Here is an 18,354-nt window from a genome sequence, read left to right on the forward strand (position 1 = left end):
AAATTAAACGGGCCTTCCGATCCCCGGGCATGAGAAAACCATTAAATAACGGGGGGAAATTTTGGGGTTTTGAAAGAATTTGTATCGGGATCCGGAAGCAGAAATACCGGGATTTCGCCCGGTTTGAAGGTGGTTTATGCTTCTGTTGACCTGGATTTGTTTGGATGCACTGGCGTGATTTCGCAGTCAGATAAAATCAAATTGTTGAAATTGCCTTCCTAGTATGGACTCATCATCCGCGCCGAGCCATTTTTTAAGGAGCGTTGCATAAACATTGCGGAAATCAACGGAATGTCTGAGGTCACCATCCTGAAGATCAGAAAGATCAGGCATCGGATTGATAAGTCCGGGCTTCTTAAGTCCCCCACTGATAAAAAACATATTATTGGCAGTGCCGTGATCGGTTCCGTTGCTTGCATTCTGCGTTACCCTCCGACCGAACTCTGAAAATGAAACAATCATCACGTCCTGGAACCGGTTATTGGCTTTCAGATCCTTAACAAAAGCCCCGATTGAATCATTCATCTCGCCGAACAACCTGTTTTGCTGGTTTTGCTGGCCGACATGGGTGTCAAAACTTCCTAGTGACAGGTAATAAACTTTTGTATTGATATCTGAAAATATCAATGATGCAATATTTTTCAGGCTGTTGCCCATTTCAGTTTTGGGATAGTCTGCACTTGTTGGATGTAGCCGGCTCTGCCTGAGAATATAACCGGCGCTCGACAAAGTGTCCGCCATCGTTTTATATAGATAATCTACGGGTTGTTCACCTTTGCCAGGCTGATGAGCTTTGCTGATCTGCCTGAAAAATTGTTCATTCGCAGGGTTTAGCAAACGCCGTGGATCCTTTACGGCAAGGGCTTTTGACATCTTGCCTTTCAAAGCAAGGCTAAGCGTATCATCCACTTCAATCGCATGGGTCGGAACATCACAGCCTGCACATTGGGCGTCCAGGTATCTGCCAATCCAGCCGTCATTAACGTACTTATTGCTGTCGCTTGCGCTTTGCCAGATGTCCATGCTCCGGAAATGCGAACGGTCGGGATTCGGGTAGCCAACATTGTTCAGGATTCCCAATGCTCCTTCGTCGTATAATGATTTAAATGATTTCAAGGCAGGATGGAGCCCTGCATCTTCAGTAAGTCTAAAAGCGAGATCCTTGTTTATACTTAATGACGGCCTTAACTTATAATAAATGTCGTTTGATACCGGTATAACAGTATTGAGTCCATCATTGCCGCCGCTAAGCTGAAGCACAACCATCACTTTGTTCCCGGGCGGCACAAGGGCCTTCTTTTCAAATGCCTTCAGGAATTGTGGCACCATCAGCGAAGCCGTGGCAAGTGAACCGGTTTGGAGAAATGTTCGTCTTTTTATCAGCATAACTTCTTATTGCATTATTAACATAACTGGTACTCGGGTATACACATCAGTTGAATTGATGTTGATTTTATAAAGCTTTCGCGGCTGGTCGAATCAGCGAGCGACCCGCTCAATAGTTCATTGTTGTTTAACGGCGGTACCAACATCAAAGCGGCGATATGTTTTACAAGGTTGTCACGCTTTGTTTTGTCAAAAATTCCCAGGTACCCGTTCCAGTTTATCGTTGCCTGTATAACCTGTCTGCCGGGGTTCCTGTTCTTCCTGTTTGTTTCGCCCGGTGTTTCCTTCATTCCCATCATCTGGTCATCATTATCTTTCGGAACAAGGTTCACAGTGCCGGCATCAACGATCAACTTCGGAATCTGGAGTCTTAACATCAATGATGAGCTGTCTATCCAGTTGTAGCCACCGGGCCATCCTGCAACATTTGGTGGATACAACAGAGTTTGCCCGAGTAGTTTTTGTAACAACAACTGAACAGGTGGATTCCTGATCTCCAGGCCGAGCGTCCTCCTGACACCTACAAGTAATTCTACAGGGGATTTGATGCGGTTGCCAATGTTATCGGGTTCATAAAACCAGTCGCTTGCAAATATGTTATCCAGCAGTTTCGAAATGTCATACCTGGACGAGTAGAATTTGTCGGCAAGCAACCTGATCTTTTTTTCATCGGGCCGATCGTTAACGAAATACTTGTAGATCTTTTTTGTGATATGGTATGCAGTCTGCTTTTGCTCAAGCAATATGTCCAGGATGTTATCTCCGTCAAAATTTCCTGTGCGGCCGAGGAAGGTTTTGTTGTCTGAATCGTGCTGCTGCGATCTGAATATGAATTCACCGGAAGGTTTGGCGCCCCAGCCTGTGAATGCCCGGGCAGCTTCCCTGATATCATTCTCAGAGTAATTACCACGCCCCAGGGTAAACAGTTCCATTACCTCCCTTGCAAAGTTTTCGTTGGGACGATTCTTCCTGTTTTGATTATTGTTGAGATAATTTATCATGGATGCGGACCTGCTCACTTCTTTTAACAGGGTACCAAAATTTCCAAGCGAATTGACCCGGATTATGTCCAACAGCTTTTGTTGATAAAGTATGTTCCCGCTATTTGTTGCGAAATGACCATGCCAGAATAAAGAAAGCTTTTCCCTGAGTTGTTGTTTGCTTGTTACCATCTGGTCCAGCCAGGTTATATTAAGCGTTTTAATGTTCTCACGGGATCTTTGGGCCAGCATTCGCCGCTCAGATTCTGCACGCAGCACTTTGTTGCCTGTCTCACTTTGACCAACGGTCCCGGTGGCCATTTCATTGGCCTCCCTGGCCACCATACCTGCAGGCTGATTTATTTTAAGTGAAGCGGCTTCATAAGCAGACCGCACGCTGGCATCTGCCACATCTATAAAAGGCGGTTGCGTTGATGAATCCCGAAGCATTTCTCTCCATATATCTCCCGGCGATCGTGCAGACAGCGTTTCCAGGTCATCCAAAGCCGGCCCGAAACCCGCTCTCCACATCAAATGCAGATTTTTACGGAGATTGCTCATTGACATTATCCTTTTGCATATGGACGGATCAGACTGGCGGAAGTTTAATCCGGGCTCAAAATCCTGCTGATCTAATTCGCCCTGCCCTGCCTGAAGGTATTTCATCGGGCAATAAGTATCCGAAGTCCAATGCTGAGTGCAGCTGCATTTGATATGGCGCTTGAAAACGCAAAGACAGAATTAACCGATTTGCTGCCGTCCGGATCTTCATTTTTGGATTTTTGATAATAGACAGATAGGAAGCCTGGAAGTGATGCCTCGAGATGAAGCTTCCTGTTGAGTTCGTATGAAAAGCCCGGATACGCATAAATACCTATGACGTAGCCTTTGCTTTCACGGAGGTAGCTTAATTCCTGCTTTATGGTTGTATATGAGGCTCCCGCCCGTGCCTGTCCAAAAAGATAGAAACCTTTCCCCAAAGCTGCATATTTTCTTAAAAAGAACCCTGCACCATAATACTGCTGGATTGTTTTAGAAGTGTCATTCGTCTTTGTCCGATAATAGCCATGAGAAATATCAGATCCTGCGACCAGGTTTTGCCTGATTGCTTTTCCGACTGAAATACTAACGCCGGTGCTAGTGGTTTTGGACTTGTAATCTTCGTTGTTCTCTGTTGCAAAACCTAAGTTACCTCCGAGAAGTATACTTCCCTTATTAACCTGGGCGGAAGCAGACAGCGTTGTGATCATAATAACGGTAATGAGTAGATGTTTTATCATATAACAGTTTTAGCCGGCTAAAGTGAAAATAAAAAAGGATAAACCCTAAGCAGGATCTATCCTTGTAATATCTTTTGCAATACTTTATGTTAAGCCAGACACAAACAATTTATTCCTGCAGCGTTTTTAAAACTTAATTGTCTGAAGGATTAATAGTCATGGTTCTGAATTTCCGGAAAAGAACACGAGAAATTTATCAGTTCCCGGATGATGTAGCTGGAACTAATTGTTCAGCACCGAAATAAGAATGAAGAACGGCGGGAAGCCTGATGCCGTCGGCGTGTTGATTATTTTCAAGTAAACAGGCGATGATACGCGGCAATGCGAGGGAACTTCCATTTAAACTGTGCAGCAGTTGCGTCTTGCCGTTAGCATCCTTGTAACGAATTTTCATCCGGTTTGTCTGGTAAGTTTCAAAGTTTGAAACAGAGCTTACTTCCAGCCATCTGTCCTGGGCAGCACTATAAACCTCGAAATCATAAGTCAGGGCAGATGTGAAGCCCATATCTCCGCCGCATAATTTCAGAATACGGTAAGGAAGTTCTAGTTGCTGAAGCAGCGCTGCGACATGCTGAACCATCGTTTCCAGAACCTCATAGCTGATCTCGGGTTGTACTATTTGTACGACCTCTACCTTATCGAACTGGTGCACCCGGTTCAGACCACGTACATCTTTACCGAAGCTACCTGCCTCTCTGCGGAAACAGGGTGTGTATCCTGTCATCTTCACAGGTAAAGAAGACTCTTTCAGAATTTCATCACGATAAATATTTGTCAAAGGAACTTCGGCTGTGGGTATCAGGTAGAAGCCATCTTCAGTGATATGATACATTTGCCCCTCCTTGTCAGGTAACTGCCCGGTACCATAGGCCGTCGCCTCATTCACCATCAAAGGTGGCTGATATTCAATATAACCTGCATTCGTGTTATATTCAAGAAAAAACTGGATAAGCGCACGTTGAAGTTTTGCACCTTTTCCCTTGAATAGTGGAAAGCCGCTGCCCGTAATTTTTGCACCGGTTTCAAAATCAATAAGATCATATTTTTTAATCAGATCCCAGTGAGGCACCGCACCGGCCGCCAGTTGGGGCTTGTTGCCCCATTCGCTCACAATAACATTGTCGGCAGGTGTTTTTCCAGCCGGCACCTGAGCAGATGGGAGATTCGGAATTTTAACCAATATATCATGCAGTTGTTTTTCCACAGCCGTTAGTTGAGCCTGCATTGGTACAAGGGCATTCCGGATTTGGCCAACCTCGGCCTTTTTGGCTTCTGCTTCGGCTTTCAAACCTTTGGCAAGGAGTTGTCCGATTTCCTTTGAAGATGTATTTATTCTCGCAAGGTTGGCATCTGAATCTGACTGAAGCTTTTTCCTTTGTTCATCGAGCGCTAATATCTCATCTATAAGATTAATCTCTGCAAAATTTCTGACAGCAAGCCTCTCCCTTACGAGATCTGCATGCTGACGGATAAATGCCACCTGTAACATATTGATAAATTTTGGCAAAGGTAACTGATGAGTGTCAGAACGACAACCAATTGACGATCTACCCGACTATCTTTGCAGTATGGATGCACAGTATGATCTTCAGACAAGATGGTGGACATTAGAAGCAAAGCTGGTGGAGCGGTTTGGTAAAAAACCAGATGTAGAAACGGTTCTGTTCCTGATCGGTATCCAGGAATTCGGTGATATAAGGCCTCATTTTACCAAGGAGCAAAAACAGGATCTCATGCATATCGCTGTTTGTTCACTGTTATCACAAAGCGGTTATTATGAAATTGATGGTTATGATGATGACGGCTGGCCGCATTTCAGGCAATTGAAAGAATTACCGGTGATGGATGCGTTTCAACAGGAATTATATCTTAAGGATCATATATTGCTGTATTTTGAGACACACGAATTTTAATCTTTTCATGCAGCTTCATCAACCCGGCGCGAGTTCCCTTTCAATATCAGCACTTCATTTAAGCAGGTCATTTTTTATTCTTGTTCTCACCGGCGCCTTGTTGGCGGGTTGCAGCCCGCGATATGCAAAATCTATCAGAAAAAGCGATCTGAGTAAGGATATAGAGATGCGAACAGACAAGGGAACAATGATACTCAGATTGTCTGATTCAACGCCGCTTCACCGGGATAACTTTATCAGGCTCGTTAAGTCAGGATTTTATAACGGGGTAACTTTCCACCGGGTGATCCAGGGCTTCATGATCCAGGCCGGAGATCCACGGACAAAACAAACAAAAGACAGCACTTTCAAAAGCACCTACCGGATTCCCGCAGAGATGAGGCCTGAATTGTTTCATAAAAAGGGTGTGTTGGCGGCTGCGCGGGAAGGTGATGGCGCAAATCCCGCCAGGGCATCAAGTTATAGCCAGTTCTATCTTGTGCAGGGAAGGGTTTTCACTGATTTTAGCCTGGACTCTACTGAAACATATAGACTAAAGGGAAGGAAACTACCGGTGGCGCATCGCGAGGTTTATAAATCTCTTGGTGGCGCACCACATCTGGATCAGAACTATACGGTTTTTGGTGAAGTAATAAGTGGTGTTGCGATCATCGATTCTATAGCTGCAGTAAAAACGTCGGGGAAAGAACGCGGGGACCGTCCCTTGCAGGATATCCGCATACAAAAGATGAAACTTATCCGCAGGAAATAGCCAATTTCTAATCTCGTGTTAACCGTTATATTTGTCCATAAAATATCAAAACATGAATTTCCCGGAAAATTTGCGCTATACAAAAGATCACGAATGGGTTCGCCTGGAAGGTAAGACTGCTACAATTGGTGTAACAGATTTTGCTCAATCTGAACTTGGAGATATTGTTTACATCGAAATAGAGACCGTAGGCAAATCACTTCCTGCAGAAGCTGTATTCGGCACCGTTGAAGCTGTAAAGACAGTTTCTGACCTGTTTCTCCCCGTTGCAGGTACGATCGATGAGATGAATCCTGTTTTAGCTAATGCTCCGGAGTTGGTTAACTCAGATCCTTATGGAGAAGGCTGGATGGTCAAAGTGACCGTTAACGATCCCGCGGACTTTGATGCTTTGATGGATGCTGCCGCTTATAAGAATCTGGTCAGTGCCTAAATCTATCATTTGTCACATTTCGTATATTCTTAAACCACATATTGTTATATTACGCCTTCATTGGGGACGACAATAACATATACTGAACATCAGCTGGTATCCTTGTTAAAACAAAGGGATAATAAGGCATTTGAATATTTGTATGACAACTACTCAGGTGCGTTATATAATATCGTGATGCAGATTTTGAATGATGTTGATTTGTCTAACGATGTGCTGCAGGAAGTTTTTGTAAATATCTGGCGCAAAATCGAAAGCTATGACTCCGTTAAGGGCCGCCTGTTTACCTGGATGTTGAATATTACAAGGAATGCTGCCATAGACGTCCTGCGATCAAAAAGCTACCAGAATAGCCAGAAAAATCAGTCAATATCTGACCAGGCCGAATTCGATATGGGAGGTAAATCCCAGCAGTTGAATGTCGACAATATTGGTGTGCGCAAAGTGCTGGAAAAGTTGAAGACTGAACATCGTGTGTTGATAGAGCTGGCTTATTTCAGAGGATATACCCATGAAGAAATTTCGCAAATAGAATCAATTCCCCTGGGAACTGTAAAAACCAGGATCAGAAGCGCCCTGACACAATTAAGAGAATATTTGAAGTGAACCTAAATGAATACATATCAAGTGGCATAGTTGAAAGCTATGTTTTGGGCCTCGCGGATGAAGCTGAAAGGGCTGAGTTCGAAAGCATGTGCGCAAAGCATGACGAAGTGCGGGCCGCAAGGGATGCTTTTGAGCTTTCTCTCGAAAGCCAAGCCAGGGTCGGCGCAATTCACCCACCTGCGAGTGTAAAACAAAGGTTATTCTCTCAACTTTCACTGCCACACGCGGAAGTTTCCGGACAGGCTAATAACTTGAATCAGAATGGGAAGATTGATTCGAGGCTTATACCAGGGAATTCAGCAGATGGATTAGATCAGACAGCGCAAATTGCGAGACCAGGGGCAGCTTCTATCGATTCCCCGGTGAGGGAAGCCAAAGTGGTAACGGGCGCTGGCTGGGTAAAATTTCTTGCCGCGGCTTCGGTATTATTACTGGTCGCTAGCACTATACTAAACTTCTACCTGTTCCGACAGTACAAGGATTACAGTGAGCGCTATTCGAGCCTCCTGGCCAGTCAGACCCAACTCGCCAATAATAATCAGGCACTTCAAACCAGTCTCAATGAGTTCCATAAAACCATGAGCCTGCTGAAGGATCCTAACATGACCATTATTAAGATGGCAGGAAACCTGGTGCCGGAAAATGGAAGCCCGGATCCATCCAGTATGGCGACTATTTACTGGAATAAAAAGAGCTCTGAAGTTTATCTCCTTGTAAACGCACTTCCGAAACCAACATCAGACAAACAATACCAGCTTTGGGCAATAATCGACGGGAAGCCCGTCAGCGCCGGTGTGTTCGATATGGACGGTGCCGATGTGATGCAAAAGATGGCCAATATTCCCAGTGCCCAGGCATTCGCGGTGACCCTCGAGAAGTCTGGAGGAGTTCCGGCGCCACAAGGAGCGATGTATGTTTTAGGGACTACTTAAGTAAAATTTCAGCTCTATCACTTTACCATAATTATTCAGCGCTTGCGGATTGCCGATTTCTTTTTAAGGGTCAATGCTCTGAGTAAGAATGTCCCCGTTTTTTGTTAATTTTCCTCAATATGTTAAGGCTGATCCGTAAACTTTGTGCAGGACCCATTGTCCCTCTCCTCTGGACCATAATAACGATCTTTCTTCTGTGTATACCCGGATCTGATCTGCCTAAAGCAGGCATTTTCAGCTCGATCAAAAATTTCGACAAACTTATTCATGTTGTACTATTTGGCGGTATTGTGTTGCTCTGGGGAACCTGGGCTCACCTTCGTACCCCGGATGATAAAAGTTGGTTCAGAACCATTTGCAGCATTACACTTGGCGGTGTTATCCTCGGGATTGTAATGGAATATGTGCAGCTCTACCTTGTTGCCCATCGCGGCTTCGACAGAGCTGATATTTCCGCGGATCTGGCCGGAGCCATAGCTGCCTTTGGATACCTGATCATTGTCCGGAAAAAGTAAATTTTATTTGCGACCGGTGCCGTAAAAAAATCCGGTTAGTGCTAAAATAAGAAGGCCCCTGTGGAAACAGGGGCCGTAACCAAAACTAACTGCTTATGAGAAAATTGACTGCTTTTATTAAATTTTATTTCTGATATAAATTAGGCAAATCTGGTGCCAGCGCTTAAATCTTATTGCGAATTAAATCTTAATATCAGACAGATGTTTTTGTGTTAATTGATATAGCAAAGCAACGATTTCCTTAGATATTATCCTGAGAATTGTCATTTATTTCTCAAATACTTAACATTGCACCAACTGAATTTAAGAAAAAAATCCGGCAATTCAATGGCGGATAAATTTTAAATTTTCGGACTTTATCTGATAGTCAGATTAGCCAGATTATATCTACTATTTCTTAAACATTTTCATCACGTCTCCCATATCCACATCACCATCTTTATCTTTATCCAATCCGCCTTTCAGCTGACCGAGCATTCCTGAAATGTCCATTCCACCTGTTTTGCCCCCGGTAAGAGAACTCAAAATAGATTGCAGATCAAAACTGCTGTCGCCCGGATCATTGGTCTTTTTTACAAGGCTGCCAAGCACTTTTGGTATGATCCCACCCGCAAGCCCACCCGCCGTCTGGCTGTCAAGACCGAATTTTTTTGTAAGATTTGAAATCATATCTCCGGCGAGGGGCTGAGTGACTGAGCCGGGGGGCGTAGTACCACCTTGTTGAAACATTCCCAGAAGATCATTCAGGCCACCACCGCTGGCGAGGTTTTGAAGACTGCCGGTTATAGATCTTCCGGTTTCTTCTACCACTTCGCCTTTTCTTTCGGCAGGTATCGCAGGATTATTATTGACTTCTTCCCCTGCATATTGTTTGACCAGGTTCATCAGGTTGTCTAACATAATATATAATTTAATTGAAAGGTAAGAATATACAAAGCATATGCCTGTAGTTAATCCTTGGTCAGTTTCTCAGAGTTTTCGGCAAACTGCAGGGCATCAATGAACTCCTGGACGTTTCCATTCAGTACGTCCTCCAGGTTATATACAGTAAGTCCGATCCGGTGATCGGTTACCCTTCCCTGGGGATAATTATAAGTCCGGATTTTTGCACTGCGGTCGCCGCTGCTGACAAGGCTTTTACGATGGCGCGCTATCTCATCCTCCTGTTTTCTCACCTGTTCTTCATAAAGCTTGGTCCTCATCATCTGCATGGCCTTTTCACGGTTACCGAGCTGGGTTCTTTCGGTCTGACAAATGATTACCAATCCGGTCTTTATGTGGGTCAACATCACTTTTGTCTCAACCTTGTTCACATTCTGACCTCCTGCGCCACCGCTCCGGGACGTTTCCATTTTTACATCACTGTCTTTTAATTCAACATCAACTTCTTCTGCTTCAGGCATAACGGCAACAGTAGCCGCAGATGTATGCACACGGCCAGATGCCTCAGTATCGGGTACCCGCTGTACGCGATGGACCCCGCTTTCAAACTTAAGTGTACCATATACATCTTCACCGGTTACCTCGATATTAACCTCTTTGTAGCCACCTGCGGTCCCTTCGTTTTCACTGAGTAAAGTCGTGCGCCAACCCTTTCGTTCGCAATATTTGAGGTACATCCTCAGCAGGTCACCGGCAAACAAACTCGCTTCATCCCCGCCTGTACCCGCGCGGATTTCAAGGATGGCATTTTTCTCATCCTGCGGATCCTTAGGTATCAGGAGCTGACGAATATATTTTTCCATCTCCTCTTTTTTCTGTTCAAGCACGGGCGCTTCTGCTTTCGCGAGTTCGCGCATCTCTTCATCATCACCGGATATTGCCTCTTTGTAAAAAGCAACATCATCCAGTATCTTTTTATAGTCGTCGTGGGCTTTGACAATTTTTTCAAGACTGCGATATTCCTTACTCATCGCGCTGAATCTTTTGTTGTCACTAACAACCTCTGGATTTGAGAGGGCAACACCAATATTGTCGAACCTTGCTTTTATGGCTTCCAATCTATCTAACATTGTTTTCAATTACATTTAGGTGAACATACATTTGGCTGATTGCGGATGCAAAATTAAATGAAATACAAGGATGAAGTACAGAAAATTCAAGGGCACGGCCTTATTTACCGGCTATGAATATTTGACGGGGGGCGAAGTTCTGGTCACCGACGAAAAGGGTGAGGTGCTTGAAATTGTTGCGGGCGGAGATGCAGGTGACGCTGAAGTATTTGAAGGTACTATCTGCCCTGGCTTCGTCAATGCCCATTGCCACCTGGAGCTTTCATGGATGAAAGGCATGATACCTCAGCATACCGGAATGATCGATTTTTTGCTGGCCGTAATCCAAACCAGGCGCCCGGAAGAACAGGAGATAAAATCGGCGATGTTTAAGGCCGAGTCACACATGATCAGATCCGGAATCGTGGCGGTAGGGGATATTTGTAACACTTCGGTTACATTGGATGTAAAAAAGGACAGGCTCCTGTACTATCATAATTTCATTGAAACCATGGGTTTTATAGAAGCTGATGCGAAGGAGCGCCTCAATAAAGCTGTAGAGGTGTTTAACGAGTTTGCACAACTTTACCCAGTACCGGTTGCCAGCAATTCGATTGTACCACATTCACCGTATTCTGTTTCAAAAGCTTTGTTTGAAGAGATAGTCAGGTTCCCCGGAAATCAATTGATAAGTATTCATAACCAGGAGCATCGTGCGGAAAATGAATTTTTCCTGGAAGGCACCGGCGATTTTCACAGGCTTTTCAGGGCAATCGGTATTGATACCAGCTTTCACCGTGCGCCTGGCAAGTCGAGTGTCCGGCATTACCTTCCCTGGTTCCTGAGAAATCAGACCGTTATACTGGTGCACAATACCGAAACCGATGCGGAGGATCTTAAATTCATCAATGACGTCAGGGCCACGGGTGTGTCAACATGGTTATGCTTATGTCCCAACGCAAATCTTTATATCAACCAGAAGTTGCCTGATATCAAAAGTATAACTGAGCATACTGATAAGATCATACTTGGAACAGATAGCCTTGCTTCCAATACGAGGCTTGACATACTGGAAGAAATAAAAACCATTCATCGGAATTATCCGTCGGTTAATGTAAAGGATCTTTTGCGATGGGCTACGATCAACGGGGCCACTGCTCTTGATATTGATGATGTAGCCGGCAGTTTCGAGGCAGGCAAGCAACCTGGAATAGTGCTTGTTCAGGGCATGACTGATTCGGCCATCCGTGAAGATGCAACTTCTGCAAGGATACTGTAGGTCTCGAAATTAGCCTATCACCTCCTGTAACACAGGCAAGGTTTTCATTGTACCAAAATCTGCGACATGCAGTGCATAAAAGATCTGGTAAGCCTGCAGAAGCGCACGCCGGCTCTCCTTATTTAATTTAATCTGGTTGAGCTCCACGGGCACCTGCACTTTGAGCAGCTGGGAAGTGATGAAGCTCGCTTCTGCCTGGAGGAAGTAGGGATGTTGAGGCACATCGCTTACAAATTCACCCTCCTGTAAATCCAGTATGGTGCGCGAAGGCGACCAGGTGTCGCTGAAGCGGAATCCATAAAAACTGGTAAGGTGTAGTGCAAAAAACAAAGGATAATTAGCCATCACGGTATCGTGGCTTTCATCAAGGTGAAGAAACGCATCTTCAATAAAATAAAATAGTTCAGGATTTACCTCCGGTTCTTTCAACGTTTTTTGAAGAAGCTCAACCATAAACAAAGCGATCGAATTTTTAATAACATTATAGAAGAGATCTTTGTACAGGAATGACCATTGAAACTCTTTTATGCGTTGCAGGTTCTTCTTTTCATTCTGATACATTACAAGTTCCAGGATCGCAGCAGGCTGAAGAAGATTGGCTTTACTTGTTGCTGACCTGGCAGCACTTCTAACGCCGTTGATCATAAACGATTGTATTCCGAATAACTCGGTATACATGGTGGCAATAAGACTTGTTTCACCATATTTAACTGTTCTTAATACTATTGCCTTTGTTTTATGAAGCATTTGTTTTTCTCCGGACTATTATTTTTTTATATAAACGATCCTCGCAGATACTTGTTTTCTTGTTGACTCATCGGTCACAAGCACCAGATAAACTCCGGTCGAGATCAGCCGTCCCTTATAGTCTTTTCCATTCCATATCGCCTGCCCCCCAAGCGCCCTGGTCTGATATACAAGGTTACCATTCATCTCTGTAATTTTCACAATCGCATCTTCAGCCAGGCCCCGTATCGCAATGGTACCGGTATATGAAGGGGGTACCGGGTTTGGAAAAATCAGGATATTTGTTGATTCCTCCCGCGGTTCTGTAGCTGTACCACGGAATGACGATATGCCCATTGAAGTAGCGATAAACACCTCACCGGTTACCGGGTCTATGGAAATTTGCTTTACATCGTCTGCAGGCAGGGGACTATTTGCCGCAGAAAAACGGTACAGGATTTTTTCCCCGTCAGCACTTATCAACCAAAGGCCGTTTTTTGTACCGATCCACTTTCGATTGGCACCGTCAACGGCGATAGCCTGAACTTCTTCATCACTGAAAAGATATCCTGCGAAATTATCCTGCTGTACAACCGGAAGAAATGCCTCACACCCTGCCGGGGTAAATACATCCTGTATGCACCTGATAATGGCAATACCTTTCGAAGTGCCAACCCAGATGAAACCATCCTTATCGCGCGCTATGCTTAGTACGTTTGAGGAAGGAAGATTGCCATTGCCCTGGCCGTTACGGAACCATTTCCACTGATCGTCACCCGTATTGTCGATGTTGCGACCATGGTTAAAACAGATCAGTCCGTTCCCTTCCGGGGCAACTATCCATTTCTGATTAATATCATCAATGATAATGTCAGCAATACCATTTTCAACGATAGGAAAAGGAACCCGGAACGAACGGGAAGACCCGTCAGGTTTTCTCACAACCAGGTTTTGATCAGCACCATAATTCGAGATCCAGAGATTTTTCTCTTCGTCAAATTGCAGACCCGCAACCAGGTATTTCCCTGGTGCAAACGACGACTCCCTGATGAAAGAGTTTGTTTTATATATCGTGGCAATTCCGTCATTTGCCAGATGCATCAAACCGCCACCATATGAACCTGCCCATGTTGAATTATCTGACGGATCTATCGCAACACTGATTATGTCGGGCAATGCATTCAGTGCAGATAAGTTGGATGCCTCGTAATTTTTCCAGGTGTTTTCTGTGAACGTGCTGATCAATCCTGGTTTGTTCAACGGCTCCCAGGCCGCTGTAACATCGCCACCGACACTTACCATCCCCTGACCGGTAATTCGCATGTCCCCGACTGTTAGATCGGCCGGCGATTCCGGTACTATGCTTTGGGGTATCGTGCCCGATAACACAGACAATCCTTTTAAGGTGTCGGCTATCCAGTATACGCTATTTAATTCAAGAGATTCTGCAGGTGCCGAAATAAATTCATTGACAATTGTTTTTTCCAACAAGCCAGCCGCATTCAGTACCAACACCCTGCCATTATTGTTCAGTGTTTCATTGACAAAAACTTTGTTGGCGGAAACCTGGATGCTGTTTATGATCCAGCTATCGGTATAAAAAAAACTCCAGCCATTAGGTACTGAAGCATAGATGGAATCATGAGTAATGATGATGAGTTTATCATTCAGTGCAACAACCTGGTTAACCGCACCGCGGGGCAGACCGTTTGAAGTATCAGTTGTCCAGTTACGGAAATCAGACAGGTTAGGTCCGGATAAAAGAGCCCACTTCAAACCCTCTTCTGTAGCTGCGTACAACCTGCCCTGGAAAACAGCGAGCGAATGAATCTTTATTTTTTTTCCGCCTGATCCAATTACATAGGTATTATTGATTTCACCTTTGATCGTATTCAGTGAATAAATTGCCTCGTTGCCAGCGAGCCAGGTTTCACCGGAAGAAGAATATACCTGGTTAATTATTTTGTCAGCAATAAGCTGGCTTGAAAAAATATCAGGAACATTATCTACGCCGCCCGCAGAAACGATATCAATGTTTCCACTGCTGTATGCGATGATCAGTTTCGTGGCATCTGCATCCCTTCCGATAGTGCGTATGCCCGTTTCCGTTAGCCCATTGATTTTGCTCAATCTTTCGATACTATTGTCAGAAGGATCAACCGAAAAGACACTATATGGTGTTGCCGACCATATTTTACTATTGATCACCTCCAGAGCCCTACTTTGATGATAAGGAAGGTGTTCGCGCCATTGCCCGATAGGTGGTACGGTCTGAGCCAGGGACAACATCTGGCAAATAAGCAGCAGGAACAACAGCGGAGCCGGGCGCATAAATTCAAAGTTAGCCGTAAAATGTTCAAAAACTACAATTAACGATACCCACTCCAAATAGTGTTGTATATTAAATTAAACTTCCTTAATCGGGTCAAAATAAGTTTCTTTGTCGCTATCTAAGAAAGATAAACAATTGCTCATGTGGGGAAATCTTGCGAGGTTCATATTACGGAACAGGTTAATACTATTGATCGCTCTGATGTTGGCAACCGTTTTCATGGCTTACCATGCATCTCATGTCCAATTAAGCTATGAATTTGCAAGAGCCATACCCATTGATAATCCAAAATACCAGGCTTATCAGTCTTTTCGCCAGAAGTTTGGGGAGGATGGAAACCTTCTGGTAGTTGGTGTTCAGACGGACCAGTTTTTCAAAGCTCCTTTTTTCAACGGATATAGTGCGCTCGGTGAAACGATGAAAAACATCCCTGCAGTTGAAAATGTACTGAGCATACCGACCGCAACAAATCTTGTAAAAGACTCTGCCGCAGAAAAGCTATTACCATCTGTTATATTTCGCAGAGGAGATCTTACTCAAACCGAACTTGATAGTAACACCGCTCTGTTTCTGAGCCTGCCCTTTTATCGCGGATTACTTTATAATCCTGAAGCTAAAACGTACCTCATGGGTCTGAGCATCAGGAAGGAGGTTATGAACTCCAAAAAAAGAAATGAAGTAGTTGCTGCAATTGTTAAAGCTGGTGATGAGTTCGAAAAAAAATATAACGTCGAAATGCACTATAGCGGCCTGCCACATATCAGGACGAATATGGCTACAAAGGTGGCTGATGAAATGAAGTGGTTCCTCCTTGGATCCATCTTACTTTCTGCCGTGATCCTGCTGATATTTTTCAGAAGTTTCAGTGCCACTCTCCTTTCCCTGGGTGTCGTTATCATTGGTGTGATCTGGAGTCTTGGCACAATTGAATTCCTGGGATATAAGATCACATTGCTGACGGCGCTGATTCCACCACTGGTTGTGGTAATCGGTATCCCGAATTGTATTTACTTTTTAAATAAATATCACACATCATATCTTGACAAGGGTGAAAAAAAGACGGCCCTTGTAGAAATGATAACCCGTATGGGCGTTGTCACATTGTTTTGCAACATAGCAGCTGCTATCGGGTTTGCGGTTTTTGCGCTAACAAAAAGCCAGATCCTGAAAGAGTTTGGCGTGGTTGCCGGATTCAATATCATGGCGCTGTTCTTTATTTCCATCATTATTATACCGGTAGCCCTCAGCTACCTGCCCGTTCCAAAGAGAAGGCATACAAAATACCTCCAGAATAAATGGCTGACGCTGGTGCTTGACCGTCTTGAACTCTGGTGCCTCCATCATAAGGGCCTGGTTTACGGCGTGACAGTTGCCGTTATGCTTGTTTCAATTGCAGGAATATTTCGTTTGCGTTCCGAAGGTTTTATTGTTGATGATCTGCCAAAGACCGATAAGATTTATACAGATCTTAAGTTCTTCGAAAAAAACTTCAGGGGGGTTATGCCACTGGAGATCCTGATTGATACCAAAAGAAAAAACGGGCTGCGAAGCAAGCCACTGGAAACTTTTGCGAAAATTGACTCTCTTTCACAATTTATCGCCGCGCAGCCGGAGATGGCCCGGCCGATATCAATTGTTGAGGGTATGAAATTCGCCAGGCAGGCTTATTATGATGGCGATAGTTCGAATTACGGACTTCCGAATTCATTCGACATCAGTTTTCTGGCTCAATATCTTGGCACGAGGAATGAGGATAGCCCGGCAAAGCAAAACAACTTTTCGAGGATAGTCAACAGCTTCATGGATAGTACCAGGCAACAGGCACGGATCAGTGTTAATATGGCCGATGTGGGGAGCAAACGACTGCCTGAACTTCTCGACACCATTTCCCGGCGAAGCAGCCAGTTATTCGACACTGCCAGGTATAAGGTATTATTTACCGGTACCAGCGTAACTTTCCTGGAGGGGAGCGCATATATTATAAATGGCCTTAAAGAAAGTGTAATCTGGGCATTTCTACTGATCGCGCTTTGTATGCTGTATTTATTCAGATCTTTCAAAATTCTGATCTGTTCACTGATCCCGAATATTATCCCTTTGATAATAACCGCAGGTATAATGGGCTGGGTGGGTGTAGCACTGAAGCCTTCTACCGTACTTGTGTTCTCAGTTGCCCTCGGGATCTCGATAGATATTACCATCCGGTTCCTGGTGAACTATAAACAGGAACTCCAGCGAAGTAACCTTCCCGCCAGCGAAATAGTTATTGAAACCATCCATAAAACTGGTATAAGTATAATTTATACATCCCTGGTATTGATTGCCGGTTTTGTCATTTTCTGCTTCAGTGGTTTTGGAGGCACCCAGGCGCTGGGATGGCTGACGTCTCTTACCCTGGTGCTGGCTACCCTGACCAACCTCGTTTTTCTGCCGGTCCTGCTCCTGGGGTTGGGGAAGGTCAAGGATCGGTCCAGGCGGATAACTTCGGTTACCACTGCAGGTGAGTAACCCATGTCTGCCTGAAAGCCCTGGCCCGATTCATTGAATACCGGCCCTCTGCACTTTTTATCGATTCTGCTGCCTGAAGCAGCTTTTATTTTCACTTTTCTGTCTCAATGCGGATGCTGAACACTATTCAGCACACGATTGTCCTTCTTTCTAACGTCAAAAAATCATATGAGAAAATCCATTCTGCTCCTAACGGGCATACTCCTGTTTTCACTACATTTATTGGCACAAACCCGCCAGATAACCGGAAAGGTTACAGACGAAAGCGGCAAGCCTGTTCCAAACGCCTCTGTACTTGTAAAGGGCACCCAAACCGGAACAGTTACCGATAGTGACGGTAACTATAGTCTCGCTGTTCAGCCAAATGCAAAAACACTGGTAATTTCTTCAGTCGGTCAAACGGAAACCGAAATCAATATCGGTAACCAAACCAGGATCGATGTAAGCATGAAACCCGCCGGCGACCTTTCAGAGGTTGTCGTTGTGGGCTACCAGACCCTAAAAAAGTCTGAGGTTACCGGTGCTGTTTCGAAGGTGAGTGGCGAAGAAATTGCGCAAAAACCCATTGGATCCTTCACCCAGCTCATCCAGGGTAAGGCACCCGGTGTACAGGTTACCGGGCAGAGCGGCCGACCGGGGCAGAACGGTTATATCCGGGTCAGGGGAACAGGTTCCATTAACGCTTCGAACGAGCCGCTGATCATCCTTGATGGTATTTACAT

The 18,354-nt window shown here is 44.7% G+C and carries 17 protein-coding genes; 9 read left to right on the forward strand and 8 right to left on the reverse strand.

What is annotated here, in order from left to right; translation table 11 throughout:
- Positions 1 to 186: 186 nt before the first annotated feature.
- The 4 genes from ACX0G7_RS04390 to serS form a co-directional block, all read right to left on the reverse strand.
- The gene (locus ACX0G7_RS04390) at positions 187 to 1,386 is read right to left on the reverse strand and encodes a DUF1501 domain-containing protein (protein ID WP_458922211.1); all 1,200 of its coding nucleotides are present in this window, start codon (positions 1,384 to 1,386) and stop codon (positions 187 to 189) included.
- Between the two features lie 17 nt (positions 1,387 to 1,403).
- Complete coding sequence (locus tag ACX0G7_RS04395) at positions 1,404 to 3,032, reverse strand: DUF1800 domain-containing protein (protein ID WP_458922212.1); 1,629 nt, start codon at positions 3,030 to 3,032, stop codon at positions 1,404 to 1,406.
- A complete protein-coding gene (locus ACX0G7_RS04400; protein WP_458922213.1) occupies positions 3,029 to 3,646 on the reverse strand; it encodes an outer membrane beta-barrel protein in 618 nt (205 codons plus the stop codon). The genes ACX0G7_RS04395 and ACX0G7_RS04400 overlap by 4 nt, the downstream gene beginning before the upstream one ends.
- 196 nt (positions 3,647 to 3,842) lie before the next feature.
- Positions 3,843 to 5,135, reverse strand: coding sequence for a serine--tRNA ligase (gene serS, locus ACX0G7_RS04405; RefSeq protein ID WP_458922214.1), 1,293 nt, complete (start codon positions 5,133 to 5,135; stop codon positions 3,843 to 3,845).
- A gap of 79 nt (positions 5,136 to 5,214) precedes the next feature.
- On the opposite strand from serS, the gene ACX0G7_RS04410 reads away from it, so the two are divergent.
- From ACX0G7_RS04410 to ACX0G7_RS04435, 6 genes are all read left to right on the forward strand, one after another.
- On the forward strand, positions 5,215 to 5,559 hold the full coding sequence (locus ACX0G7_RS04410) for a hypothetical protein (protein WP_458922215.1): 345 nt from the start codon (positions 5,215 to 5,217) through the stop codon (positions 5,557 to 5,559).
- A gap of 7 nt (positions 5,560 to 5,566) precedes the next feature.
- On the forward strand, positions 5,567 to 6,310 hold the full coding sequence (locus ACX0G7_RS04415) for a peptidylprolyl isomerase (protein WP_458922216.1): 744 nt from the start codon (positions 5,567 to 5,569) through the stop codon (positions 6,308 to 6,310).
- Positions 6,311 to 6,362: 52 nt separating this feature from the next.
- Complete coding sequence (gene gcvH / locus ACX0G7_RS04420) at positions 6,363 to 6,743, forward strand: glycine cleavage system protein GcvH (RefSeq protein ID WP_458922217.1); 381 nt, start codon at positions 6,363 to 6,365, stop codon at positions 6,741 to 6,743.
- 102 nt (positions 6,744 to 6,845) lie between these two features.
- Positions 6,846 to 7,349, forward strand: a complete 504-nt coding sequence (locus ACX0G7_RS04425; protein WP_458922218.1) for an RNA polymerase sigma factor — start codon at positions 6,846 to 6,848, stop codon at positions 7,347 to 7,349.
- Positions 7,346 to 8,281 (forward strand): anti-sigma factor, encoded by a 936-nt coding sequence (locus ACX0G7_RS04430; RefSeq protein WP_458922219.1) that lies wholly within the window; start codon positions 7,346 to 7,348, stop codon positions 8,279 to 8,281. The genes ACX0G7_RS04425 and ACX0G7_RS04430 overlap by 4 nt, the downstream gene beginning before the upstream one ends.
- Positions 8,282 to 8,400: 119 nt before the next feature.
- Entirely contained in the window at positions 8,401 to 8,796 is a 396-nt protein-coding gene (locus ACX0G7_RS04435; protein WP_458922220.1) for a VanZ family protein, read from the forward strand.
- A gap of 390 nt (positions 8,797 to 9,186) precedes the next feature.
- Here the strand turns inward: ACX0G7_RS04435 and ACX0G7_RS04440 are convergent, their stop codons facing one another.
- The gene (locus tag ACX0G7_RS04440) at positions 9,187 to 9,696 is read right to left on the reverse strand and encodes a hypothetical protein (protein ID WP_458922221.1); all 510 of its coding nucleotides are present in this window, start codon (positions 9,694 to 9,696) and stop codon (positions 9,187 to 9,189) included.
- A gap of 50 nt (positions 9,697 to 9,746) precedes the next feature.
- Positions 9,747 to 10,808, reverse strand: coding sequence for a peptide chain release factor 1 (gene prfA / locus ACX0G7_RS04445; RefSeq protein ID WP_458922222.1), 1,062 nt, complete (start codon positions 10,806 to 10,808; stop codon positions 9,747 to 9,749).
- A gap of 70 nt (positions 10,809 to 10,878) precedes the next feature.
- On the opposite strand from prfA, the gene ACX0G7_RS04450 reads away from it, so the two are divergent.
- Entirely contained in the window at positions 10,879 to 12,066 is a 1,188-nt protein-coding gene (locus ACX0G7_RS04450) for an amidohydrolase family protein (RefSeq protein ID WP_458922223.1), read from the forward strand.
- Between the two features lie 9 nt (positions 12,067 to 12,075).
- On the opposite strand, the gene recO is transcribed toward ACX0G7_RS04450, so the two are convergent.
- Both recO and porZ read right to left on the reverse strand, forming a co-directional pair.
- Complete coding sequence (gene recO / locus ACX0G7_RS04455; protein WP_458922224.1) at positions 12,076 to 12,813, reverse strand: DNA repair protein RecO; 738 nt, start codon at positions 12,811 to 12,813, stop codon at positions 12,076 to 12,078.
- A gap of 18 nt (positions 12,814 to 12,831) precedes the next feature.
- Positions 12,832 to 15,123: a type IX secretion system anionic LPS delivery protein PorZ gene (porZ, locus tag ACX0G7_RS04460; RefSeq protein ID WP_458922225.1), complete on the reverse strand. Its 2,292-nt coding sequence runs from the start codon at positions 15,121 to 15,123 to the stop codon at positions 12,832 to 12,834.
- A gap of 109 nt (positions 15,124 to 15,232) precedes the next feature.
- On the opposite strand from porZ, the gene ACX0G7_RS04465 reads away from it, so the two are divergent.
- Both ACX0G7_RS04465 and ACX0G7_RS04470 read left to right on the forward strand, forming a co-directional pair.
- Positions 15,233 to 17,632 (forward strand): efflux RND transporter permease subunit, encoded by a 2,400-nt coding sequence (locus ACX0G7_RS04465; RefSeq protein ID WP_458922226.1) that lies wholly within the window; start codon positions 15,233 to 15,235, stop codon positions 17,630 to 17,632.
- Between the two features lie 168 nt (positions 17,633 to 17,800).
- A partial coding sequence (locus tag ACX0G7_RS04470) for a carboxypeptidase-like regulatory domain-containing protein (RefSeq protein WP_458922227.1) occupies positions 17,801 to 18,354 on the forward strand: 554 nt, incomplete at its 3' end.

This window comes from Flavitalea antarctica (genome assembly GCF_054461535.1).

Bases quoted from the DNA above. Each gene is read 5' to 3' on its own strand.
- ACX0G7_RS04395 (WP_458922212.1), bottom strand. From the start codon at position 3,032: ATGAAATACCTTCAGGCAGGGCAGGGCGAATTAGATCAGCAGGATTTT.
- recO (WP_458922224.1), bottom strand. From the start codon at position 12,813: ATGCTTCATAAAACAAAGGCAATAGTATTAAGAACAGTTAAATATGGT.
- porZ (WP_458922225.1), bottom strand. From the start codon at position 15,123: ATGCGCCCGGCTCCGCTGTTGTTCCTGCTGCTTATTTGCCAGATGTTG.
- ACX0G7_RS04440 (WP_458922221.1), bottom strand. From the start codon at position 9,696: ATGTTAGACAACCTGATGAACCTGGTCAAACAATATGCAGGGGAAGAA.
- ACX0G7_RS04435 (WP_458922220.1), top strand. From the start codon at position 8,401: ATGTTAAGGCTGATCCGTAAACTTTGTGCAGGACCCATTGTCCCTCTC.
- ACX0G7_RS04410 (WP_458922215.1), top strand. From the start codon at position 5,215: ATGGATGCACAGTATGATCTTCAGACAAGATGGTGGACATTAGAAGCA.
- serS (WP_458922214.1), bottom strand. From the start codon at position 5,135: ATGTTACAGGTGGCATTTATCCGTCAGCATGCAGATCTCGTAAGGGAG.
- gcvH (WP_458922217.1), top strand. From the start codon at position 6,363: ATGAATTTCCCGGAAAATTTGCGCTATACAAAAGATCACGAATGGGTT.
- prfA (WP_458922222.1), bottom strand. From the start codon at position 10,808: ATGTTAGATAGATTGGAAGCCATAAAAGCAAGGTTCGACAATATTGGT.
- ACX0G7_RS04415 (WP_458922216.1), top strand. From the start codon at position 5,567: ATGCAGCTTCATCAACCCGGCGCGAGTTCCCTTTCAATATCAGCACTT.
- ACX0G7_RS04450 (WP_458922223.1), top strand. From the start codon at position 10,879: ATGAAGTACAGAAAATTCAAGGGCACGGCCTTATTTACCGGCTATGAA.
- ACX0G7_RS04400 (WP_458922213.1), bottom strand. From the start codon at position 3,646: ATGATAAAACATCTACTCATTACCGTTATTATGATCACAACGCTGTCT.
- ACX0G7_RS04390 (WP_458922211.1), bottom strand. From the start codon at position 1,386: ATGCTGATAAAAAGACGAACATTTCTCCAAACCGGTTCACTTGCCACG.